Below are 19,657 nucleotides of genomic sequence, written 5' to 3'. Positions count from 1 at the left end.
TTCGGCGCTTGGGAATCTTCGGGCCCCGTCGATCGTCTGTCTCTACGGGAAGGGGAGGCGGAATCGGCCACAGGAGCCGCATCCCGCACCCTGGCGGCATAAAAGGACGCAAGCCGGGCAGGCGCAGGGGAGCCGGACTTCGGTCCGGGCAAGGGTCTGCCGGCGGTGGGGAGTGACTCGGTGATGGGCACGGCGGAGCGGCGTGGGACGACCGGACAGGGCGCGGTGGCACAGATGTCGCCACCCACGAGCGCCAAGGCGCCGGATCGCGACATTCCGGTGCGGTCGGACCAGGTGACGGACGGTTCCGGCACCGCAGTGGGTGCGGTGCGCAAGGCCTCGGAGGAAGCACGCGCGGAGCGGCCCGGCGGCCATCAGGGTGCGCGGCAGCGGGCCGCGCACAGGACTCTCTGGGTCGAGGAGGAGGCGAGGCGCGGCAGACTGGCCGATCCGGTGCGCACGGCAGCCGTGCGGGCGGTGCTGATCATCGCCCTGACGCTGATACAGGCGATGATCGCCTTCCTGTGCACCCTGGCCGGATCGTGGCTGGCATTTCCCATGGTCCTCAGCAGCATCGCGAGCACCGTGGTGGCGACTTGGGGCGCACTCGACGTCTGGGTGACCCGCCAGGTCTGGAAGCAGCGCAACGGCGTGGTCTCGGAGCCGAGCAGCACGGCCCGTGCTCTGCGCCGCGAGCGGCGCAGAGCACGCCGGCAGGCGCGGGTCGCGGCGCGAGCCCAGGAACGGATAGGCCGGCCCGGCCGAACCGGGCGGCTTTCCCACTCCTGAGCCGGACGGCCTCGGGCCCTACGGTTTCGGGCCCTACGGTTTCGCCTGTGCCGGACGCTTGAACATCCGGGTGGCCGTGATCTCGCTGTGCACCGACTCCCCCGCCTGGGGCTGCTGTGGCAGGCCCGGGCGGAGGTGCTCCTCGACGCTGATGTACTTCAGGCCGGCCCTGAGGTCCGCGTCGTTGCGCAGGCGGATGACCAGGGGGAACTCGGCCAGGGCCGTGGTGTCGAACAGGCCGGTGGTGTACAGGAGCTGGACGCCCAGCGCGTCGGAGACGGCACGCTGGAGTTCCAGGAGATAGGTGGCGTTGGCGCGGCCGATGGGGTTGTCGAGGAAGAGCGTTCCGGCGTGGCGGTGCTTGTCGCGGCCGCGGTCGTTGGAGCGCAGGGCGGCCATCGTGCAGTAGAGGGCGATGGCGGCGGTGAGGAGCTGGCCGCCGGAGAAGACGTCACCCATCTGGCCGACGGGCACCCGCTCGGCGCGCAGCACCGCGTCGGGCTTGAGGATCTCCACCGCGATGCCCTTGGGCTGGAGGGCCGCGCCGACGCCCCGCAGCAGCAGGGACATGCCGTCGCGGCGCAGGTCGGAGTTCTTCTTCACGGCCGCGCGGGTCGCCTCGTCGATGACCTCGCCGAGCCGTTCGGTGAGGGTCGCCTGGTCGGGTTCCTCGAAGCGGATGCGCAGGAACTCCTGGCCCGACCACTCGCCGAGGCCTTCCGGCAGCCGGGACAGCCGCTGTGCGGACCGGAGCGTGGCCAGTGCGGACTCGACGAGTCCGCGCAGCCGGTCCACGATCGAGTCGCGGTTGCGCTCCAGCTGGGCCAGTTCGTCGGTGAGGACGCGCAGGCGGGGTGCGAAGGCGTCGGCCCACTTCTGGGCGTGCTCGGGCAGGGCGGAGGCGGGCAGTTCGCGGATCTGCTGGCGGGCCGGGGTGCGGACCTGTTCGTAGCGGGTGGAGTTGGCGTGCCGTACGAGCACGTCTCCGGCCTCGCGGACGGCGGCCTCGGCGGCCGAGAGGTCGGTGGCACAGCCGCGCAGGGAGCGGCGGGCCTCGGCGGCGGACTGCCGGGCCTCCTCCAGGCCGCCGGGGTAGGGCTCGGGGGCGTCCTGTTCCTCCTCGGTGACGTGCTCGCGCAGCAGGTCGCGCAGGAGGGCGGCGATCTCGTCGAAGCCGCCGGCCGCGTCCTCGGCGGCCCGGTGGGCGTCGAGGAGTTCGGTGTGTGCCTCGCGAGCCTGGTCCAGGGCCTCGGTGCGGGAGGCCAGTTCGGCGGTCGCCGTGCGCAGCAGTGCCTGGGCGTGGTCGGTGTCGCGGGGCTCCGTCCCCGTGGGCAGCTCGGTGTGCGCGTCGCCGTCCTCGGGGGCGTGCCGCTCGGCCTCGCCACGCAGTCGGCCGAGCTGCTCGCTTGCGGTGGACATGCGGGTCTCGAGGAGCTGCACCAGTTCCTCGGCGCGGGCGGCGGCGGCCTGCCGGGAGGGGCCGTCGGAGCCGTCCGGGGACTGGAGGAGCTGCTCGGCGCGGGTGCGGACCTTGTTGCTCAGCCGGTCCAGTTCGGTGCGGGCGGCGCTCTCGTCGCTCTCGGCGCGAGCCTGTTCGGCACGCAGATCGGCGCCCACGCCGACCTTCTCGTACACCTGGGAGGCGGCGCGGTAGGCCTCGCGCAGGGCGGGCAGCGAGGTCTCGGGGGCGGCCACGTCGCTGTCCGGCACGTCGTCGGGGGCGCCGGCGATCTCGGCCCGTTCGGCGCGCAGGGCACGGGCGGTGCGGCGGGCGTCGTCGGCGGCGCGCTGGGCGGCTCGGCGGTCCTCGTCGGCTGCGCGGGCGCGCTCCAGGCAGGTCTGGGCGCGGGCCTCGGACTCGGTGGCCTCGTCGGCGAGTTCGCGCAGCCGGGCCTGCCAGCCGGCGCGTTCGCGCAGCCGGAAGGCGAGTCCGGCGAGGGCGTCGGCGGCACGGCGGGCCTTCTGCGCGGCCTCCTGGCGTTCGTCGCGGACCTGGGCCGCCTCGTTGGCGCTCTCCTCGGCCTCGGCGCGGGCGACACGGGCCTCGGTGAGCTCGGCCTCGGTCTCCTCGGCGAAGGCGCGGGCCTCGCGGGCGGCCTCGGCGAGCTCCAGCAGGCGTCCGGCGGGGCAGCCGGTGCGCCAGGAGGTGAGCCGGGCGGCCAGTTCGCGGTCGTTGCCGAGCCGGGAGGCCAGGGCGCGGATCTCGCCGTCGCGCTCGGTGGCACGGGCGCGCAGGGCCTGGCGCTCCTCGTCGGCCGCGTGTTCGTCGTGCATGGCGGGGTTCGGCGGGACGAGGAAGACGTCGCCGTCTTCGGCCGCCGGGGCGGGGGTGGGGGCGAGCAGGGCGGACGCGGTGCCGACCGCTACGGCGGAGCGGGGCAGCAGCGCGGCGTCGCGGAGGGCCTCACGGGCGCGGGCGTGCGAGGCGGGGTCGGTGATGATGACGCCGTCGACCAGTTCGGGCCGGGCGGCCAGCACGCGCGCGTGGTCGGCGGGGTCGACGGCCTGGGCGAGGTAGCGCCAGCCGGGCAGGGCGGGGATGCCCTGCTCGCCGAGGTACTCGACGGTGGCCAGCACGTCGGGGCCGGGCGGCAGCAGGCCGCCGTCGCCGAGCGCGCCGAGGATGCGGGAGTCGTCGGCGGCCGCGGTGCGCAGTTCGAACAGGGTGCGTTCGGCGGAGGAGACGGCGTCGTCGAGCAGTTCGCGCAGTTCGTCGGCGAAGCGGTCGAGTTCCTCGGCGCTCAGCGGCGCCTCGTCGGGCGTGGCCTCGTCGCGGCGGGGGTGCGGTACCGGGCCGCGTACGTCGTGTCCGGCGAGTCCCAGCAGTTCGGCGAGGCGTTCCTCGGCGGCGAGGGCCTGGGCGGTACGGCGTTCGCCGTCATGGGCGCGCTCGGCGGCGACGGCGGCGTCGGCGGCGCGGGCGGCGGTCAGCTCGGCGCGGGACTCGGCGGAGGCGGTCTCACGGGCCTGCTCGGCGGTCCGGCGGGAGGCTTCGCGGGCGGTGTCCCAGGCGGCGACGGCGGTCTTCTCCGCGTCGCTGGCGGCGAGGGCGGCGCGGGCCGGGTCGGCGTCCGGCGCGCTGTCGTCGAGCCAGCCCGCGCGGACGGCCTCCGCGGTCTCCTGCTCGACCTCGGTGAGGCGCTGGCGCAGATGGCCGGCCTCGCTGCGGGCGCGCTGGGCCTCGGTGGCGGCGGCGGTGGCGTCGCGGTGGGCCGAGTCGCCCGCCTCCTGGAGGGCGGCGGAGCGCTCCTCCCCCTCGTTGGCGAGGCCCTCGGCGCGCTCGGCGGCCGCGTGCAGGGCGCGGACGAGGTCGGCGGCGGCCCTGGTGCGGGCGGCGAGGGCGGGCGCGGCGTCCCGCTCGGCCTCCTGGATGGCGGCGGCCACGCGGGAGACACGGTCGGCGGCGGCGCGGTGGCGCAGCACGGCCTCGGCGGCCTGCCAGGCGGAGTGCAGGGTGCGCGCGTCGGCGAGTTCGCGCTTCTGCGCGGCGGCGGACTTCTCGGCGCCTGCGAGGGCCAGCGAGGCGTGCCGGTAGGCGAGTTCGGCGGCGATCAGGGCGCTGCGGCCCCGGGCCGACTCGGAGTGGGTGACGGCGTAGGCGGCGGCGGTGACCCGCTGGGAGAGGTCGGCGGCGCGCCTGCGCTCCTGCACACTCCGCGCGGACAGGCGGCGGGCGAGGGTACGGGTGCGGCGTTCGGCGCCCGTGTGGACGTCCCGTGCGCGGGTGCGGCCCTCGGTGGCGTCGACGATCCGGCCGAGCAGGTCCACCGACCCGGCGGTGAAGTCGCGTTCGGCGATCAGTTCGGCGCGGCGGCCGAGTTTGTTGCCGAAGCCGCTGACGAGGTCGGCGAGTCCGTCGGTGTCGCGGGTGTCGGTGACCGCGCGCAGCAGCAGGTCGGTGAAGTCGGAGTCCTTCTTGACCGCGAACAGGCCGGCGGCCTCGCCCTCGTCGGCGTTCATCTCGCGCTGGTAGCGGAAGAGTTCGGGGTCGAGGCCGAGGTCGCCGAGGTGTTCGGTCCAGCGCTCGTGGATCTCCTCCCAGTGCACCTCCAGGTGCGGGTACGCCTTGCCGGCCTCGGTGACGGCGTCGCGGAAGCCCTTCATGGTGCGGCGCCGGCCCTGGGCCCCGGAGGCGCCTTCCGCGCTCGGGCGTACGGCGGTGGACTCCGCGACGGGGAGGTTGTCCAGGCTGAGTCCGGGGCCGGGCCGGAAGGAGTACCAGGCCTCGGCGAACTTGCGCGGGTCGTTGGAGACCTGGCGGCCGCGCCACTCGCTGACCTTGCCGACGACGACGCACTCGCCGGTCTGCACGTGCTGCCACTCGAGGGCGACATGGCCGCAGTCGTCGGCGAGCAGGAACTTGCGCAGTACGCCGGAGCTGGCGCCACCGAGGGTGTTGCGGTGGCCGGGCAGCATGACCGAGAAGATCAGCTTGAGCAGGACGGACTTGCCGCCGCCGTTCTCCAGGAAGAGCACGCCCGCGGGCGCAGGGCGACGCGGCGGGCCGACGGGCTCCTCCTCGAAGAACTCCGCCTGCGTCGGCGCGGGGTCGGGCACGACGTCGCCCACGCCCCGCAGGTCAAGCACGGTGTCGGCGTAACGCGCACCGGCGGGTCCGATGGAGTAGAGGCGGACCCGGGACAGCTCGTACATGGCGGACTCTCGTCAGTCTTCTTGCAGATCAGAAAAGGTTCGGAAGGGTCATGCGTGGAACGGCAGCCCGGCGTCGGCCACCAGCTCCAGGTCGTCGCCGTCCTCGGCGGGCAGGAGCGTCGGTGTGCCGTCGGTGACCGGGACGACGCCCAGCTCCAGCAGTTCGGCCATGGCGGCGCTGCCGGCCATGTCGCGGACCTGGAGCTGGTAGCGGGCGGTCGTGCGGTACGTGCCGCCGTGGTCGTCGCCGGTGCGCTGGAGGAAGCCGGAGTCGGTGAGGAAGGCGACGGCCTTGCCGACGATGCCGGTGGTGGACCCGGCGAGGCGGCGGGCGTCCTTGGTGGCACCGGTGGCGCTGCGTCTGGCCCAGATCCGCCAGGCGGCCTCGAGACCGGGCGCGTCGGTGGCGGGGTCGGTGTTCTCACCCGTCCGCTCGGCCCGTTCCTCCAGCCGGCGGCACGCCTGGCGGACGAAGGCGTCGACGCCGTTGACGCTGACGCGTCCGATGTAGCCGTCGTCGGCGAGGTCCTCGGCGCGCGGGAAGGCGAGGGCGGCGACCGCGAGGTGGGCGAGGCCGTGCAGGAACCGGTCGCTGCCGTCGGCGGACGTACGGCGGGCGTAGTCGCCCATGCGGACGGCGAACACCGAGTCCTCGGCGGCGGTCACGGCCATCCCCGCCCGCGGGGACACCTCCAGCACGATCAGCCCCAGCCCGGCGGCCACTGCGTCGGCGAGCCGGGCGAACGGCGGGTCCTCCCGGTAGCGCCGCAGCAGTCCGGTGTACTCCTGGTCCCGCGCGGGCTGGAGTTTCGGCTGGAGGCCGAAGGCGACGAGCCGAGCCGCGTCGGCGGCGTCGGCGGGCGTGACGGCGGGGTTCGCCGGTGCCGCGGCGGTCTCCGGCTCACTCCACTCGACGTGCTCGGTCACGGCTTGGGCTCCTTGCTTCGCTGTCGCTCACTCATGCTGCTTCCGTCCGGTCCGCCGCCATGCCCGCGGCGTCCAGCAGGGCGGTCCCCACGATCAGGTCGGCGCCGCCGAACTCGGGGTCCTCCAGCTGGGTGCCGTCGTCGACGGCGAACAGGAGCTTCTGCTCGCCCTGCCGGTAGGCGGTGCCGACGGCGGGACTGGCCGCGTGCACGGCCAGCAGGGCGACCAGATACGGAAGCTCGGGGTCGGACCGCCGGGCCTGGGCCAGCAGCCCCGACAGTCTGCGCGGGGCGTCGGCGGGCAGGTCGAGCAGTTCCGTGGCCGCGGCCAGCTGCTCCTCGCTGAAGCGGCTGTCGTCCGGCGTGGCGATCAGGTCCGGCTCCGGCATCTCGGCGCCGAGGTGGTCCCGCTCGGCCGGCGGCGTCAGCAGTATCTCCACGAGGTCGGCGACCCGTACCGACACCGGTGTGCGGAAGCCGGTCCCGCGCGCGAAGTACGCGTCGGTGACCCGCACCGCCTGCTCCACCGGCAGCGGCAGCACGGGCGCGACGAGGTGGCCGTAGAGGTCTATCCCCGAGGAGGCCAGGGGGGTGGCGAAGGCCTGGCGGTCCTGCTCCGCGCGGAACAGCGGGCCCGCCTCCAGCAGCCGGGACTGGAGCTGGGTGTGACGCCGGATGCAGTCCTTGACGATGTCGACGAGTTCGGCGGCGCGGCGCTTGTGCTCGGGGTCCTCGGACTCGTCGCGGGCCCTGCGGATGTTCGTCAGGATCGCGTTCTCGTGGCGGTACCGGTCGGCCACGTGGTCGAGCGCCTCGGCGATCATGTCGGGAACGGCCTCGAGCCAGTCCACCGCGCGGACGTTGCGCCGGGTGGCGTCCAGCGCCCTGCGCAGGGTCTCGGAGTACTGCACCGTGCGGTAGCGGGCCTGCTCCGCGGCGAGCTGGGCGTCGGCGAGGCGGCCGCGGCTGATCAGGACCTCCAGCTTGACCTCGGCGGCGATCTGGGCGCTGGTGACATCGGTGTCGAGGGCGCCGACCAGGACGTTGACCGCCTCGTCCGTCGTACGGAGGTAGACGCTGCCGCCGGGGCCGGGGACCTCCTCGATCAGCTTGAAGTCGTAGTCCCGGCGGACGTAGGTGCCGTCCGGCGCGAAGGTGCCGTAGACCGCGCGGAAGCCCCGGTCGACGCTGCCCACGTTGATCAGGTTCTCCAGCACCCAGCGGGCCACGCGCTCGTGCTCGGCGGTGGGGCGCCGTGGGGCCTGGGCGGCGATCCGGGGCACCAGGCGGGCGACGACCTGGTCGTGGTCGGCGCCGGTGTCGAAGTCCATGTTGAGTGTGACGAGGTCGATGGCCGAGAGGGCGACCTCCGCCATGCCGTACACCGAGTACTCGCCCGCGAGGTTGGCCTTGCGCGCGTCGAGGTCGTGCAGCGGCGCGGTGCAGGCGAGCGCGCGCAGGCGCCGGGCCAGGCCTTCGTCGGCGGCCGGGCCCGGAGCGGGGCGGGGACCTGCGGTCGGCTGGGGTGGGACGAGGTCCGTCGGGGCGGGGGAAGTCACGGTGCACAGATTAGGTGCTTGGTCTGACAACGGCCCAAATCGGGAGGGGGCCCTTGCCGGGCGGAGGTGGGCTGTGGGCCTGGTCGGCCGGGGGCCGTGGTGGTCGGTCGGGCGGGGGCCGTCGTGGGTGTTCGGCTGCGGGCCGTCCTGGGCTTGTCGCGCAGTTCCCCGCGCCCCTTGGAGAGTCGGTTCCGCCGTTCCTCAGGCCTGAAGGGCGACACGGATCGCGCAGTTCCCCGCGCCCCTTGGAGAGTCGGTTCCGCCGTTTCTCACGGGCCTGAAGGGCGACACGGATCGCGCAGTTCCCCGCGCCCCTTGGGGAGCTGGCCTCGCCGTTTCTCACGGGCCTGAAGGGCGGCATGGCCCCTTACTTGGGTGGCGCAGAGGTGTCGTGGGTGTATGCGGTCACGATGGTGGCCAGGGAGTCCGACAGGTACGTGTCCAGGAGGCGTTCGGCGGCGGTCGGGTCTCCGGTGGTGAGGGCGTGGAGGATCTCCTCGTTGCGGAGCAGGTAGGGCTCGTGGAGCCGCCGGGGGGCGTTCACGACGTGGAAGGCGAGCCGTAGCTCGGCGAAGACGCCGCGCATCAGCTCGTCGGTGCGGGGGCTGCGGGCCAGGGCGACCAGTTCCTGGTGGAAGCGGATGTTGGCGGTACCCAGAGCTTTCCAGTCGTCCTCGGCCCCCGCGCGGCGGCCCTGGGCGACGGCTTCGGCGAGGCCGTCCAGCGCGTACGGCGGCTCACCGAGGCCCCGTACCACCGCGCACTCCACCAGCGCGCGCGTGCGGTAGATGTCCTCGACGTCCTCGGCCGTGAGAACTCTCACGAAGACACCGCGGTTCAGCTCGTGGACCAGCAGGCGCTCGTGGGTGAGCAGGCGGAACGCCTCGCGCAGGGTGTTGCGGGAGACCCCGAGGGCACCGCCGATGCTGTCCTCCGAGAGCCGGGTGCCGGGCGGGAAGCAGCCCTCGGCGATCCGGCTCCTGAGGATGTCGGCGACGCGCTCGGCGGTGCTGGTGCGCCCGAGGAGGACGCGGTCGCCGGCCAGTCCCGTCAGCTGCTCAGCCATGCCCGGAATTCAACCGTAGTGGGGAGGACGGGACAACAGGGGTATTGAAGGATCGTTCAACGATCCTCTACCTTGCTGGTCACCGCGTCGCTGGCTCGAGGAGACCCGAAGGGCCCATGACCCCGATCGATCTGAACGCCGATCTCGGCGAGGGCTTCGGCCGCTGGCGGCTGACGGACGACGAGCAGCTGCTGTCCGTCGTCACCAGCGCCAACGTGGCCTGCGGCTTCCACGCCGGGGACGCGGCGACCATGCGGCGGGTGTGCGAGCTGGCGGCCGCACGCGGTGTGACGATCGGCGCCCAGGTCTCCTACCGGGACCTCGCCGGATTCGGGCGGCGCGCGATGGACGTACCGGCCGGTGAGCTGACCGCCGAGGTCGCCTACCAGATCGGCGCCCTGGAGGTGTTCGCCCGCGCGGCCGGTGCGCGCGTGGCGTACGTGAAGCCGCACGGGGCGCTCTACAACCGGGTCGTGCACGACGAGGAGCAGGCGGGCGCGGTCGTCGACGGCGTCCTCCTGGCCGACCCGTCGCTGCCCGTGCTCGGGCTGCCCGGCTCGCGGCTGCTGGAGCGGGCGGAGAAGGCCGGGCTCCCGGCGGTCACCGAGGCCTTCGCCGACCGCGCCTACACCGACCACGGCACGCTGGTGCCGCGCGGCAGCGACGGCGCGGTGGTCACCGACCCGGCCGCGGTCGTCGAACGGTCGGTCGGCCTCGCCCGGGACGGCCGGGTCGTCGCGCACTCCGGCCTGCCGATCGAGGTACGCGCCCGGTCGCTGTGCCTGCACGGCGACACCCCGGGAGCCGTCGAACTGGCCCGACGGGTCCGCCGACGGCTGGAGGCCGCCTCGGTGCGGGTGGAGGCCTTCGCATGAGCGGCGACCCCGTCGTCGCCCGGGTGAGGAACCTGCCCGCGGGGCGCACGGGCACCGATCCCACCCACCGCGCAGGCGATCCCACCGACCGCGAAACCGACCCCACCAGCCGCACCGGCGACCCCGGCCCCCTTCGGGTCCTGCGCGTCGGCGACGACGCCCTGCTCGTCGAGGTCCCCTCCGGCGAGGAGGCGGAGGCCCTCCTCGCGGAGCTGCTGCGACGCCGCGCGGAGGGCTCGCTCCGCGTCCGCGAACTGGTCCCCGCCGCCCGTACGGTGCTCCTCGACGGCGTGGCCGAGCCGTCCCGGACCGCCGCCGAGCTCACCGCCACGGCCCTGCCGCCCGTACCGCCACGCACGCGTGACGTGGTCGAGCTGCCCGTGCGCTACGACGGACCCGACCTCGCTGAGGTCGCCGCCCACTGGGGCGTGTCCGCACGCGAGGTGGCGCGCATCCACGCGGGCACCGAGTTCCGCGTCGCCTTCTGCGGCTTCGCGCCCGGCTTCGGCTACCTCACCGGACTGCCGCCCCGCTACGACGTACCGCGCCGTACGACCCCGCGTACGGCCGTGCCCGCGGGCGCGGTGGCCCTCGCGGGGCCCTACACCGGCGTGTACCCGCGCTCCTCCCCCGGCGGCTGGCAGCTGATCGGCACCACCGACAGCGTGCTGTGGGACCACGCGCGCGTACCGGCGGCACTGCTGTCGCCGGGGGCACGGGTGCGGTTCGTGCCGCAGGGGGACGGATGAGCACCCGGCGGGACGCGGGCCGCCCCGCAGCCGGAGATGCCGTATGAGCGATCGCGCGCTCTGCGTCATGACCGACCGCGCGCTGTGCGTCGTACGGGCCGGGGCGCTGACCACCGTGCAGGACCGGGGGCGGCCCGGGTACGCCCATCTCGGGGTGCCCCGTTCGGGCGCGCTGGACGGCCCCGCGGCGGCGCTCGTCAACCGTCTGGTCGGCAACCCGCCCGACGCCGCCGTCCTGGAGACCACGCTCACCGGCTGCGCCCTGCGCCCGCGCTCCGCGGTCGTCGTGGCGGTCGGCGGCGCGCCCTGTGCCGTCACGGTGGACGGACGCCCGGCCGCCTGGGGCGCCCCGGTGCGGGTGCCCGCCGGCGCCGTGCTGGACGTCGGTCCGGCCGTGACGGGCGTACGCGGCTACGTCGCCGTCCGCGGAGGCGTCGCGGTCGAACCGGTGCTGGGCAGCCGCTCCACCGACCTGCTGTCCGGGCTCGGCCCGGCGCCCCTCGCCGACGGCGTCGTACTGCCCGTCGGCCCGGCACCGCTGGCCGGCCATGCCGCAAGGCCCATCGGACCAGCGGCGGGGCGCCACGCCCGCGTGGACGTGGCGCCGCAGCCCGCCCCGCCCGCCGAGCTGGTGCTGCGGGTGACCCCGGGCCCACGCGACGACTGGTTCACCGCGCGGGCACTGCGCGACTTCACCACGCGCGCGTACCGCGTCTCCGCGGCGAGCAACCGCATCGGGCTGCGCACCGAGGGGCCCGCCCTGGAGCGGGCCCGCGCGGGTGAGCTGGCGAGCGAGGGCATGGTGCTCGGCGCGGTCCAGGTACCGCCCGACGGCAGGCCCGTGGTGTTTCTCGCCGACCACCCCACCACCGGCGGCTACCCGGTCGTCGCCGTCGTCCGCGCCACCGACCTCCCGGCGGCCGCGCAGGCGGCACCCGGCACGCCGGTACGGTTCGTGCCGGTACGCCGCACCTGAGCCACCGCCGAACCACCGACGTGCCGGCACACCCCACCTGAGCCCGCCGACCCGCCGTCGAGCAGTCGCCGAACCACCAAAGCCGTCCCCGCGAACGGCAAGGGGCGCCCCCACCGGCCCGGACCGGCGCGGACGCCTCTCGGCCGACCGTCCTACGCGGCCTCCGGCTCCGGCCCGTCCCCCACCGACAGCGCGGCCAGGGCCAGGGCCACCGCGTGGGCGGCGCCCAGGTCGAGCCGGGCGCTGGTGCCACGGACACGGTGACGCGTCTCGTCTGCCGCTAGGCGCAGCAGCTGCGGCAGCAGGTCGGTGCAGCGCCGGGCCACCCACGCGGTGCCCGCGGTGGCCAGCCACAGCAGGCTGGCCGCCCGGGTGGGCGCCGCGCACTGCGGCTCCGCCTCCGGCGGTTTCCCGTCGGCCAGGCCCGCCTCGGCGAGCAGTTCGTGGAAGCGCAGGGCGATCTGCCGGTGCCCGCGCTCGCCCGGGTGCAGCCGGTCCGCGCTCCACAGGGCCCGGTCGGCCAGCCAGCCGCCCTCACTGGCGTGCAGATGCACGGCCCCGTACCGCTCGGACAGGGCGTGCACGACGGTGTTGACCGCCCGCTGGCGCCGGGCCAGCGGGCGGGCCAGCGAGCCGGGCAGCCCGAGCATCGCCCCCGGGTCGGGCAGACAGGCGGTGAGGACGACCGTGCCCTGCTCGGCGAACGCCGCGTACGCCCGGTCGAGGCGGGCGGCGACGGCGTGGATGTCGAAGGTGCAGCGCAGGGTGTCGTTCACGCCGATGAGGACCGAGGCGAGGTCCGGCTTCAGGCCGAGCGCGACGGGCAGCTGCGACTCCACGATGTCGCGGGTCTGCGCCCCGCTGACGGCGAGGTTGGTGAACGACACGGCCTCCGGGTCGAGTCCGTCGGCGAGCAGCGCGGCCCAGCCGCGCCACCCGTCCGCCACCCGGTCGCCCACGCCTGCGGTGAGGGAGTCCCCGAGTGCCACGAAACGGACGGGTCCCATGCCGTGCCTGCGGGCAGGACCACGTCTCATGCCGTGCCTCCGGGCAGGACCGGGTCCCCGGCCGCGAGGACGCTCGCCTCGTGCGCGGCGAGGAAGGCCTCCACCGCGGTGCCCCAGCCGAAGCACTCGGCACGCGCGCGTGCGGCCTCCCGGCGTTCGGCGTCGGGCCGCTCGAGCAGGCCGGCGACGGCCTCCGCGAAGGCGTCCCCGTGGTCGGCGGCGGAGGCCCCGGCGGAGCCGATCACCTCGGGCAGCGCGGAGGTGGCGCTGACGGCCACGGGCGTGCCGCAGGCCATCGCCTCCAGGGCGGCGAGCCCGAAGGTCTCGGCCGGTCCGGGCGCCAGGCACACGTCGGCGGAGGCCTGGAGCGCGCCGAGCAGCCCGCTGTCGGAGACATGGCCGAGGAAGGTCACCGGCAGGCCGCGTTCGCGCACCCGCTGCTCCAGGCGCGGCTTCAGCGGTCCGTCCCCGGCGACGACCAGCACCGCGGGCACCCCGCGGCGGCGCAGCGCCTCCAGGGCGTCGAGAGCGGTACCGGGCCGCTTCTCCACCGACAGCCGGGAGCACATCACCAGCAGCGTCTCGTCCACGCGCGCGTAGCGGGCCCGCAGGGCCGCCGAGCGCAGGGCCGGGTGACGGGCGATCAGATCCACGCCCAGCGGGGCCCGTACGACGTTGCGGGCGCCGATGCGGACGAACTCCCGTTCGGCGAACTCCGTGGTGCACACGACCTTGGAGTAGACGTGCGCCGTGCGGACGTTGAGGGAGTCCGCGGCCCGCCGGGAGAGCCCCTCCGGCAGGCCCCAGGTGCGCAGCACGCCGTCGGCGGTCTCGTGGGAGACCATCACCGAGGGCACCCTGGCACGGCGGGCCCAGCGGCCGGTCCAGCGCAGGGTGGTGCGGTCGGAGACCTCCAGGCGGTCCGGGGCGAGGTACTCCAGGACGGCGGCGACGCGCCGCTTGTCGGTGAGGACGCGGTAGCCGCCGGTGCCGGGCAGCATCGGGCCGGGCAGGGTGATCACGCGGCCCTGCTCGGTGTCCCGGTCGGTGTGCCGGTCGCCGGGTACGACGAGCACCGGCTCGTGACCGGCGGCCCTGAATCCCTTGCCCAGCTCGCGCAGTGCCGTGCGCAGGCCGCCGGAGGCGGGGGCGACGAAGTTCGCCACGCGCACGATCCGCAGCGACTGACCGGTCATGCCGCCAGCACCGCCTTCCGGGCGAGCAGCACGTTCTCGTAGTGCCCGATCAGCCGGTCGCCGACGGCGGCCCAGGTGCGGCCCTCGACGGTGGCCCGTCCGGCGGCGCCGTAGGCGGCGCGTGCGGCTGGGTCGGCGGCCAGCCGCGCGACGGCGTCGCGTACGGCGTCGGCGTCGCGGGGCGGGACCAGCAGCCCGGTGCGGCCGTGGTCGACGAGGTCCAGGGGGCCGCCGACGGCGGGGGCGACGACGGGCACGCCGCTGGCCATGGCCTCCTGCACGGTCTGGCAGAACGTCTCGAAGGGGCCGGTGTGCGCGAAGACGTCCAGCGAGGCGAAGATCCTCGCCAGGTCGTCTCCGGTGCGGCGGCCGAGGAGGACGGCGCCGGGCAGGGCCTCGGCCAGGTGGGCCTGGCTGGGCCCGTCGCCGACGACCACGACGCGTACGCCGGGCAGGGCGCAGGCCCCGGCGAGGAGTTCGACCTGCTTCTCGGGGGCGAGGCGGCCGACGTAGCCGACGATCAGTTCGCCGTTCGGGGCGAGTTCGCGGCGCAGGTTCTCGTCGCGCAGCCCGGGCCGGAAGCGCACCGTGTCGACGCCGCGCGGCCACAGGTGCACGCGGGGTACGCCGTGGGCCTCCAGGTCGCCACGGGAGTGGCTGGAGGGCGCGAGGGTGATGTCGGCGGCGGCGTGCACCGAGCGGATACGCCGCCAGGCGGCGGCCTCACCGGCGCTGATGTAGGTGCGGGCGTAGGCCGCGAGGTCCGTCTGGTAGACGGCGACGGCGGGCACGCCGAGCCTGGCGGCGGCGGACATGCCGCGGACGCCGAGGACGAAGGGGCTGGCCAGGTGGACGATGTCCGCGCGGTGGTCGGCGATGGCGCCCGCGACGCGTCGGCTGGGGAGGGCGACGCGGACCTGGGGATAGCCCGGGAGCGGAAGGGACGGGATGCGGACGACGGGGCACGGCGCATGGGCGTCGGCCTCGGGTCCGGTACCGGCGGCGGTGGCCGGTGCGACGACGAGGGGAGCGTGACCGCGGTCGACGAGGTGCCGGGCGGTCTGGAGCGCGCAGTGGGCCACGCCGTTCACATCGGGGGGAAAGGATTCGGTCACGATGACGACACGCATACGGGTGTTGTCGCCGTACCGGACGTGGACGCGTCAACGTGGATCTTTCCGGTTCGAAAACGTCCCATGAGCGTTGAGCTGCACACCCGCGCGGGTCAGGCGGCGTCCATGCGCGCCTGACCCGCGGGTCATCCCTTGTTCACCCGGCGGGCCGGGAACCGCCCGTCGTGTTGCTCGTACGGGGTTTTCCGACCAAAGGCGTCACATGCCCCGTACCGGTGCGCCCGGGCTCAGGCCGGGGGTGTCTCGGTGCCGATACGGCTGCGTACGGCGGTCTGGACCTCGGCCTCCTCGGCCGGGTCGGCGGCGAGCCGGCGGAGCCGGTCGACCACGCGGGTGTCACCGGTCTCGGCGTGCCGCGCGGCGATCTCGCGGGTGCTCTCCTCGCAGTCCCACAGGCATTCGACGGCGAATCCGGCGGCGAAGGCGGGGTCGGTGGCGGCGAGGGCGCGGGCGGCCCGGCCCCGCAGATGGGAGGACGCCGTCTCGCGGTAGACGTGGCGCAGGACGGGGGCGGCGCAGGCGATGCCGAGTCGGCCGGTTCCGTCGACCAGGGTCCACAGGGTGGGCCCGTCGGGCCCCTCGCCCCGTACGGCCTCGCGCAGGGCGCCGAGGACCAGGTCCTTGTCCTGGGCCCCGCCCCGGCAGGCGAGCATCCGGCCGGCGGCGGCGCCGAGCGGGTCGGGCCGGTGGGCCCAGCGGCGGGCACGCTCCACGGCGGCGACGCTGCCCATCCGCTCGTAGGACTCGACGGCGGCCTCCACGACCGGCGTGGGGCCGGTGGTGACGGCCTGCTCGATCAGGTCGAGGGCGGCGGGGTCGTCGCTGTCCGCGAGATAGCGCAGGGCGGTGCAGCGGGCACCTTCGGTGCCGGTCCGGGCGGCTTCGAGGATCTCCGGGCGGTCCTCGGGCCCGGCCACGGCGCTGAGGCAGCGGGCGGCGGGGACATGCAGGGCGGTGCCGCGTTCGATGCCCTGCTGGGCCCAGTCGAACACCGCCTGGACGCTCCACCCCGGGCGGGGCCCGGACGGCCGCATCTGGCGCTGCCAGCGGTCGAAGCAGCCGGTCTCCTGGGCGGCACGTACGCGCGTGGCGATCCAGTCGCGGGAGTCGTCGGCCCACAGCCGCCAGGGCCGTGGCTCGAAGGCGTCGCGCACGGCGGCGGCCAGTTCGGCGTCGCCCCCGGGATCGCGCGGGAAGCGGGCGAGCACGGGAGCGGCGAGCGAGCGCAGTCCGGCGTCGTCGTCACGCAGGGCGAGCTCGTCCAGGGCCCAGGCCCAGTTGGTGCCGTGGGCGGCGTACCTGCGCAGCAGTTCGAGCGCGTCGCGCCTGCCGTAGGAGGCGAGATGGCCGAGGACCGCGAGGGCGAGGCCGGTGCGGCAGTCCTCGGTGTCGAGGACGTCCTCGGGGTCGAAGAGATGGGCCTCGATGGTGTCGAGTTCGCCGCCCAGGTCGAGGTACAGACGGGCGTAGTACAGGGAGCGGTTCTCCACCTGCCAGTCGTGGCGGGGGTCGCGCACCACACAGTGGTTGAGCGCCGCGAGTGCCTCGGCGCGCGGGGCGGTGAGCGCGTGCAGTGTGCCGTCGCCACGGCCCCGCTGAAGCAGGCCGAGCAGCGTGCCGCTGGGCGCTATGACCGGATCGAACATGGGAAACAGCCTCACATCAAGCGTCGACGCAACCGGGAAACGTGCTTTACCTGGCCGCGTGACAACACGTCGGGGCGCCCGCCGTCTCATGCTTGCTGTAGACCATCTTCCTCTGCCTCTCGTCGGTGGCCCATGCGGACCGCGTCACGGCCCGCGCGGTGCGGCAACACCTGCCCAGCCATCGCGTCCGTGAATCACGACGTCATGATGACTCGACGCTCTTCGATGCCGCGACCGAAATATCCGGCGGCCCTGTACCGCCTCCCCCGTATTCCGTTGCGTAACCCGCCAGGGACCCTGTATTCCCTGGTCAGGGCGTTCGGATCAGTGCACTCCGAACAGTGTGAGCAAGTCCGCCTTACCGAACATGCGTGCGGTGTCGACGGCTGACGGCGTACCCGCGGCCGGGTCGGCGCCGCTCTCCAAGAGGACCCGGATCACAGCCTCCTCCCCCTTGAAGACCGCCCCCGCGAGCGGGGTCTGGCCTCGGTCGTTGACGCGGTCCGCCTCGGCCCCGCGGACGAGCAGCTCGCGCACCGCGTCCGCGTGGCCGTGGTAGGCGGCGAGCATCACGAGGGAGTCGCCGCGGTCATTGGTGAGGTTGGCCGGAACTCCCGCGTCCAGATACGCCACGAGTGCCTCGGTCCGCCCCCGCCGGGCCAGATCGAAGATCTTGGTCGCGAGCTCCACGACCTCGGGGTCGGGGGCTTCACTCATGGGCCGGTCCGCCCTTCCTCGCAGCCGTTCAGGTGAATCGCCAGGGTACTGGCTACGGGCGCACATGGCCGGAGCCGCCCGAGGCAAAGATCACCGCGAGACCCGTTCGACGCAACTTGCCTGCTCAGGCGACGCCGCCATGACTCCGCCACCTGGGGGAAATATTGAGAATTTCCCTCATTTGCACCTTTTATCGTATGGATACATCCTGTGAGCCTGGAAGTACTCATGGTGACTGTCCCCGCGAACCAGGAGAACTCAAATGATCCTGTCCATGTCTGGCGTGGTCCTGCTCGGCATCATCGTCTTCCTCTTCTTCAAGAAGGACGGACTCAAGGCGTCGCACGCCCTCGTGGCGGCCCTCTTCGGCTTCTATCTGGCCAGTACGGCCATCGCGCCGAGCATCAAGGCAGGCGGCGAGAGCCTGGCGAGCCTGCTCGGCGGCATCAAGTTCTGACGCCGCAGATCCCGTCCGTACGCACCTTCAGGAGACAGAAGTGGCCCGGCGCCCCCTCCCCCGCATCCTGAGCACAGGCAGCACACAGATCGCCCGGAGCCGGGAGCTGGCCCGGACGGCGGCCGACAGCGCCACCGACGTCCTCCATCCGCTGATCACGATCACCCGCGGTCTGCGCCGGCTGGCGTCCGCCGGACGGCGCAGGTGGACCGAGACCCCCAAGGACAAGCGCGGACCGCTGCTGTTCCTGGTGGCGTCGGTGGTCCTGGTCGTCGCGCTGGTGCCGTACGGCCCGCTGCTGGCCGTCATCACCCTGATGGCGGCCGCGGCCTGGCACGGCAGGGACCGCACCCCGCCCGCCCCCGAGGGCCCCGACGAGTCCCAGACGGAGCGCCTCCAAGCGCTCTACGAGGCCCTGGTCCCCTATTTCTCGGCCGCCGAGGACCCGGCCCCGCTGTACACCCACGGCGGCGACTGGGAGAAGGGGCTGTCCGGCTTCGAGTTCGACGACTCGGGCCGGATCAGCCACCTCGTGGTCCGCTACCCGGCGTACTTCACGGACGGTGAACCGGCCGCCCGGACGCGGATCGAGCAGTTGCTCACCGCCAAGTCGGGGCGCGGCCGCGAGTACCACTTCCTCTGGGACGAGGAGGGCAACCAGCTCACGGTCAGCGTGCTGGCCCCGCTGCCCACCGACATCGCCGCCCAGCGGTTCGTCACCTCACCCGGCGAGACGGTCCTCGGCTTCACCGATCCCGGCGAGGTCCCGCGCACGCTCCCCCTCACCCACGGGGAGGAGCGGCGCGACGTCCCGCCCGTCGTGTGGCGGACCGGCATCCGCTCCACCGAGCCGCATCTGCTGGCCGTGGGCCAGCCCGGCAGCGGCACCTCCACCCTCGTCCGCTCGATCGCCCTCCAGGCGCTCCAGCACGGCGACGTACTGATCGTCGAGGGCGGCAGCACCGGCGAGTACGCCTGTCTCACCGGCCGGGAGGGCGTCCTCGCGGTCGAGTGCGGCGCGTCCGGGGCGCTGGCCGCCCTGGAGTGGGCGGCGCACGAGACCGAACGCCGGCTCATCGAGCTGAACCGCGCCCGCCAGGCGGGACAGCCGCCACCAGAGGACACCCGGCGTCCGCTGTGGATCCTGCTGGACCGCCCCGGAGCACTCGGCCATGTCCCCGCCGAAGGGCGGCCGGACCCGCTGTCCCTGCTCCAGCTGCCGCTGCGGCACGGCCGCGCCGCGCAGGTGACGGTGGTGGTGGCCGAACAGTTCGACCATCTCGACCTGCTCGGGGACGCCGTACGACAGCACACACGCGCGCGTGTCGTGCTCGGACCGGCCACCGCCGAGCAGCTCCGCTCGGTGCTGGGCGCTCCGCCGCACACCACGCCCGTCCCCCAGGTGCCGCCCGGCCGCGGCTACGCCCGTCTGGGCACCGGCCCAGTGCTCCGCCTCCAGGTGCCCGCCACGCCCGACCCCTACGACGACGCCACCAGCGACGCCCATCGCCAGGCCGTCCTCGGCCTGCTGCCGCCGCGCCCGCAGGACGAGGACGCCGTGCCGGAGCAGGTGGACCCTCTACCGGAGCAGGTGCCGGTGGAAGCCCTGCCGGAACCGGTGGACGGGCAGCCGGAACCGGTGGACGTCCTACCGGAGCGGGCGGACGTGCGGCCGGAGCCGGCGGCGGTCCCGGGTACGCCGGCCGGGAAGATCCCCGTGCTGCCCGTCGAGAAGGTCCCCGTGGAGAGCGTGCCCGTGGCCATGGTCTCCCTGGCCGGCGCCTCGGCCGACGACGCTCCCTTCGAGAAGGTGCCCGTCACGAAGGTGCCGGTCGAGAAGGTGCCGATCGGCGAGGCCGCCGTCAACAAGGTGCCGACGGAGGCCATGGCCGCGGAGAGCTGAGGCGG

The 19,657-nt window shown here is 74.5% G+C and carries 15 protein-coding genes; 6 read left to right on the top strand and 9 right to left on the bottom strand.

The features are described 5' to 3' along the window. Positions 1 to 183 precede the first annotated feature (183 nt). The gene (locus tag ACFYR0_RS33030) at positions 184 to 789 is read left to right on the top strand and encodes a hypothetical protein (RefSeq protein WP_389336453.1); all 606 of its coding nucleotides are present in this window, start codon (positions 184 to 186) and stop codon (positions 787 to 789) included. 33 nt (positions 790 to 822) lie between these two features. Here the strand turns inward: ACFYR0_RS33030 and ACFYR0_RS33025 are convergent, their stop codons facing one another. From ACFYR0_RS33025 to ACFYR0_RS33010, 4 genes are all read right to left on the bottom strand, one after another. Beyond that, positions 823 to 5,442 carry a hypothetical protein gene (locus ACFYR0_RS33025; RefSeq protein WP_389336450.1) on the bottom strand — a complete coding sequence of 1,540 codons (4,620 nt, stop codon included), beginning with the start codon at positions 5,440 to 5,442 and terminating at the stop codon, positions 823 to 825. A 48-nt stretch (positions 5,443 to 5,490) separates the two neighbouring features. Continuing rightward, positions 5,491 to 6,369 (bottom strand): hypothetical protein, encoded by an 879-nt coding sequence (locus tag ACFYR0_RS33020; RefSeq protein WP_389336447.1) that lies wholly within the window; start codon positions 6,367 to 6,369, stop codon positions 5,491 to 5,493. Between the two features lie 31 nt (positions 6,370 to 6,400). After that, a complete protein-coding gene (locus ACFYR0_RS33015) occupies positions 6,401 to 7,927 on the bottom strand; it encodes a hypothetical protein (protein WP_389336444.1) in 1,527 nt (508 codons plus the stop codon). A 367-nt stretch (positions 7,928 to 8,294) separates the two neighbouring features. Next, a complete protein-coding gene (locus tag ACFYR0_RS33010; RefSeq protein WP_389336441.1) occupies positions 8,295 to 8,993 on the bottom strand; it encodes a GntR family transcriptional regulator in 699 nt (232 codons plus the stop codon). A gap of 116 nt (positions 8,994 to 9,109) precedes the next feature. Between ACFYR0_RS33010 and ACFYR0_RS33005 the strand changes: the two genes are divergently transcribed. The 3 genes from ACFYR0_RS33005 (at position 9,110) to ACFYR0_RS32995 (ending at position 11,593) form a co-directional block, all read left to right on the top strand. Then, complete coding sequence (locus ACFYR0_RS33005) at positions 9,110 to 9,868, top strand: LamB/YcsF family protein (RefSeq protein WP_389336438.1); 759 nt, start codon at positions 9,110 to 9,112, stop codon at positions 9,866 to 9,868. Continuing rightward, positions 9,865 to 10,617 (top strand): allophanate hydrolase subunit 1, encoded by a 753-nt coding sequence (locus tag ACFYR0_RS33000; RefSeq protein ID WP_389336435.1) that lies wholly within the window; start codon positions 9,865 to 9,867, stop codon positions 10,615 to 10,617. Before ACFYR0_RS33005 ends, ACFYR0_RS33000 begins: the two co-directional genes overlap by 4 nt. A 67-nt stretch (positions 10,618 to 10,684) precedes the next feature. Next, entirely contained in the window at positions 10,685 to 11,593 is a 909-nt protein-coding gene (locus ACFYR0_RS32995; protein ID WP_389336506.1) for a biotin-dependent carboxyltransferase family protein, read from the top strand. 152 nt (positions 11,594 to 11,745) lie between these two features. Here the strand turns inward: ACFYR0_RS32995 and ACFYR0_RS32990 are convergent, their stop codons facing one another. The 5 genes from ACFYR0_RS32990 to ACFYR0_RS32970 all read right to left on the bottom strand — a co-directional run bounded on the left by ACFYR0_RS32990 (position 11,746) and on the right by ACFYR0_RS32970 (position 17,292). After that, positions 11,746 to 12,600: an SGNH/GDSL hydrolase family protein gene (locus ACFYR0_RS32990; RefSeq protein ID WP_389336503.1), complete on the bottom strand. Its 855-nt coding sequence runs from the start codon at positions 12,598 to 12,600 to the stop codon at positions 11,746 to 11,748. Between the two features lie 26 nt (positions 12,601 to 12,626). Further along, complete coding sequence (locus ACFYR0_RS32985) at positions 12,627 to 13,796, bottom strand: glycosyltransferase (protein ID WP_389336432.1); 1,170 nt, start codon at positions 13,794 to 13,796, stop codon at positions 12,627 to 12,629. Beyond that, on the bottom strand, positions 13,793 to 14,926 hold the full coding sequence (locus tag ACFYR0_RS32980) for a glycosyltransferase family 4 protein (RefSeq protein ID WP_389336429.1): 1,134 nt from the start codon (positions 14,924 to 14,926) through the stop codon (positions 13,793 to 13,795). Before ACFYR0_RS32980 ends, ACFYR0_RS32985 begins: the two co-directional genes overlap by 4 nt. 230 nt (positions 14,927 to 15,156) lie before the next feature. Beyond that, entirely contained in the window at positions 15,157 to 16,575 is a 1,419-nt protein-coding gene (locus tag ACFYR0_RS32975; protein ID WP_389336426.1) for a HEAT repeat domain-containing protein, read from the bottom strand. 324 nt (positions 16,576 to 16,899) lie between these two features. Beyond that, entirely contained in the window at positions 16,900 to 17,292 is a 393-nt protein-coding gene (locus ACFYR0_RS32970) for an ankyrin repeat domain-containing protein (protein ID WP_389336423.1), read from the bottom strand. Between the two features lie 262 nt (positions 17,293 to 17,554). On the opposite strand from ACFYR0_RS32970, the gene ACFYR0_RS32965 reads away from it, so the two are divergent. Both ACFYR0_RS32965 and ACFYR0_RS32960 read left to right on the top strand, forming a co-directional pair. After that, positions 17,555 to 17,749: a hypothetical protein gene (locus ACFYR0_RS32965; protein WP_356694637.1), complete on the top strand. Its 195-nt coding sequence runs from the start codon at positions 17,555 to 17,557 to the stop codon at positions 17,747 to 17,749. Between the two features lie 40 nt (positions 17,750 to 17,789). After that, positions 17,790 to 19,652, top strand: coding sequence for a hypothetical protein (locus ACFYR0_RS32960; RefSeq protein ID WP_389336420.1), 1,863 nt, complete (start codon positions 17,790 to 17,792; stop codon positions 19,650 to 19,652). Positions 19,653 to 19,657 lie beyond the last annotated feature (5 nt).

It is taken from the genome of Streptomyces sp. NPDC005017, from assembly GCF_042873115.1.
Classification (GTDB): domain Bacteria; phylum Actinomycetota; class Actinomycetes; order Streptomycetales; family Streptomycetaceae; genus Streptomyces.
The sequence above is the reverse complement of the archived record's forward strand: the minus strand, read 5'-3'. Positions and strand labels throughout refer to the sequence as shown.

Coding starts and splice junctions, on each gene's coding strand:
- ACFYR0_RS32965 (WP_356694637.1), top strand. CDS start 17,555: ATGATCCTGTCCATGTCTGGCGTGGTCCTGCTCGGCATCATCGTCTTC.
- ACFYR0_RS32970 (WP_389336423.1), bottom strand. CDS start 17,292: ATGAGTGAAGCCCCCGACCCCGAGGTCGTGGAGCTCGCGACCAAGATC.
- ACFYR0_RS32985 (WP_389336432.1), bottom strand. CDS start 13,796: ATGACCGGTCAGTCGCTGCGGATCGTGCGCGTGGCGAACTTCGTCGCC.
- ACFYR0_RS33005 (WP_389336438.1), top strand. CDS start 9,110: ATGACCCCGATCGATCTGAACGCCGATCTCGGCGAGGGCTTCGGCCGC.
- ACFYR0_RS32980 (WP_389336429.1), bottom strand. CDS start 14,926: ATGCGTGTCGTCATCGTGACCGAATCCTTTCCCCCCGATGTGAACGGC.
- ACFYR0_RS33000 (WP_389336435.1), top strand. CDS start 9,865: ATGAGCGGCGACCCCGTCGTCGCCCGGGTGAGGAACCTGCCCGCGGGG.
- ACFYR0_RS32995 (WP_389336506.1), top strand. CDS start 10,685: ATGACCGACCGCGCGCTGTGCGTCGTACGGGCCGGGGCGCTGACCACC.
- ACFYR0_RS33010 (WP_389336441.1), bottom strand. CDS start 8,993: ATGGCTGAGCAGCTGACGGGACTGGCCGGCGACCGCGTCCTCCTCGGG.
- ACFYR0_RS33025 (WP_389336450.1), bottom strand. CDS start 5,442: ATGTACGAGCTGTCCCGGGTCCGCCTCTACTCCATCGGACCCGCCGGT.
- ACFYR0_RS32975 (WP_389336426.1), bottom strand. CDS start 16,575: ATGTTCGATCCGGTCATAGCGCCCAGCGGCACGCTGCTCGGCCTGCTT.
- ACFYR0_RS33030 (WP_389336453.1), top strand. CDS start 184: ATGGGCACGGCGGAGCGGCGTGGGACGACCGGACAGGGCGCGGTGGCA.
- ACFYR0_RS32990 (WP_389336503.1), bottom strand. CDS start 12,600: ATGGGACCCGTCCGTTTCGTGGCACTCGGGGACTCCCTCACCGCAGGC.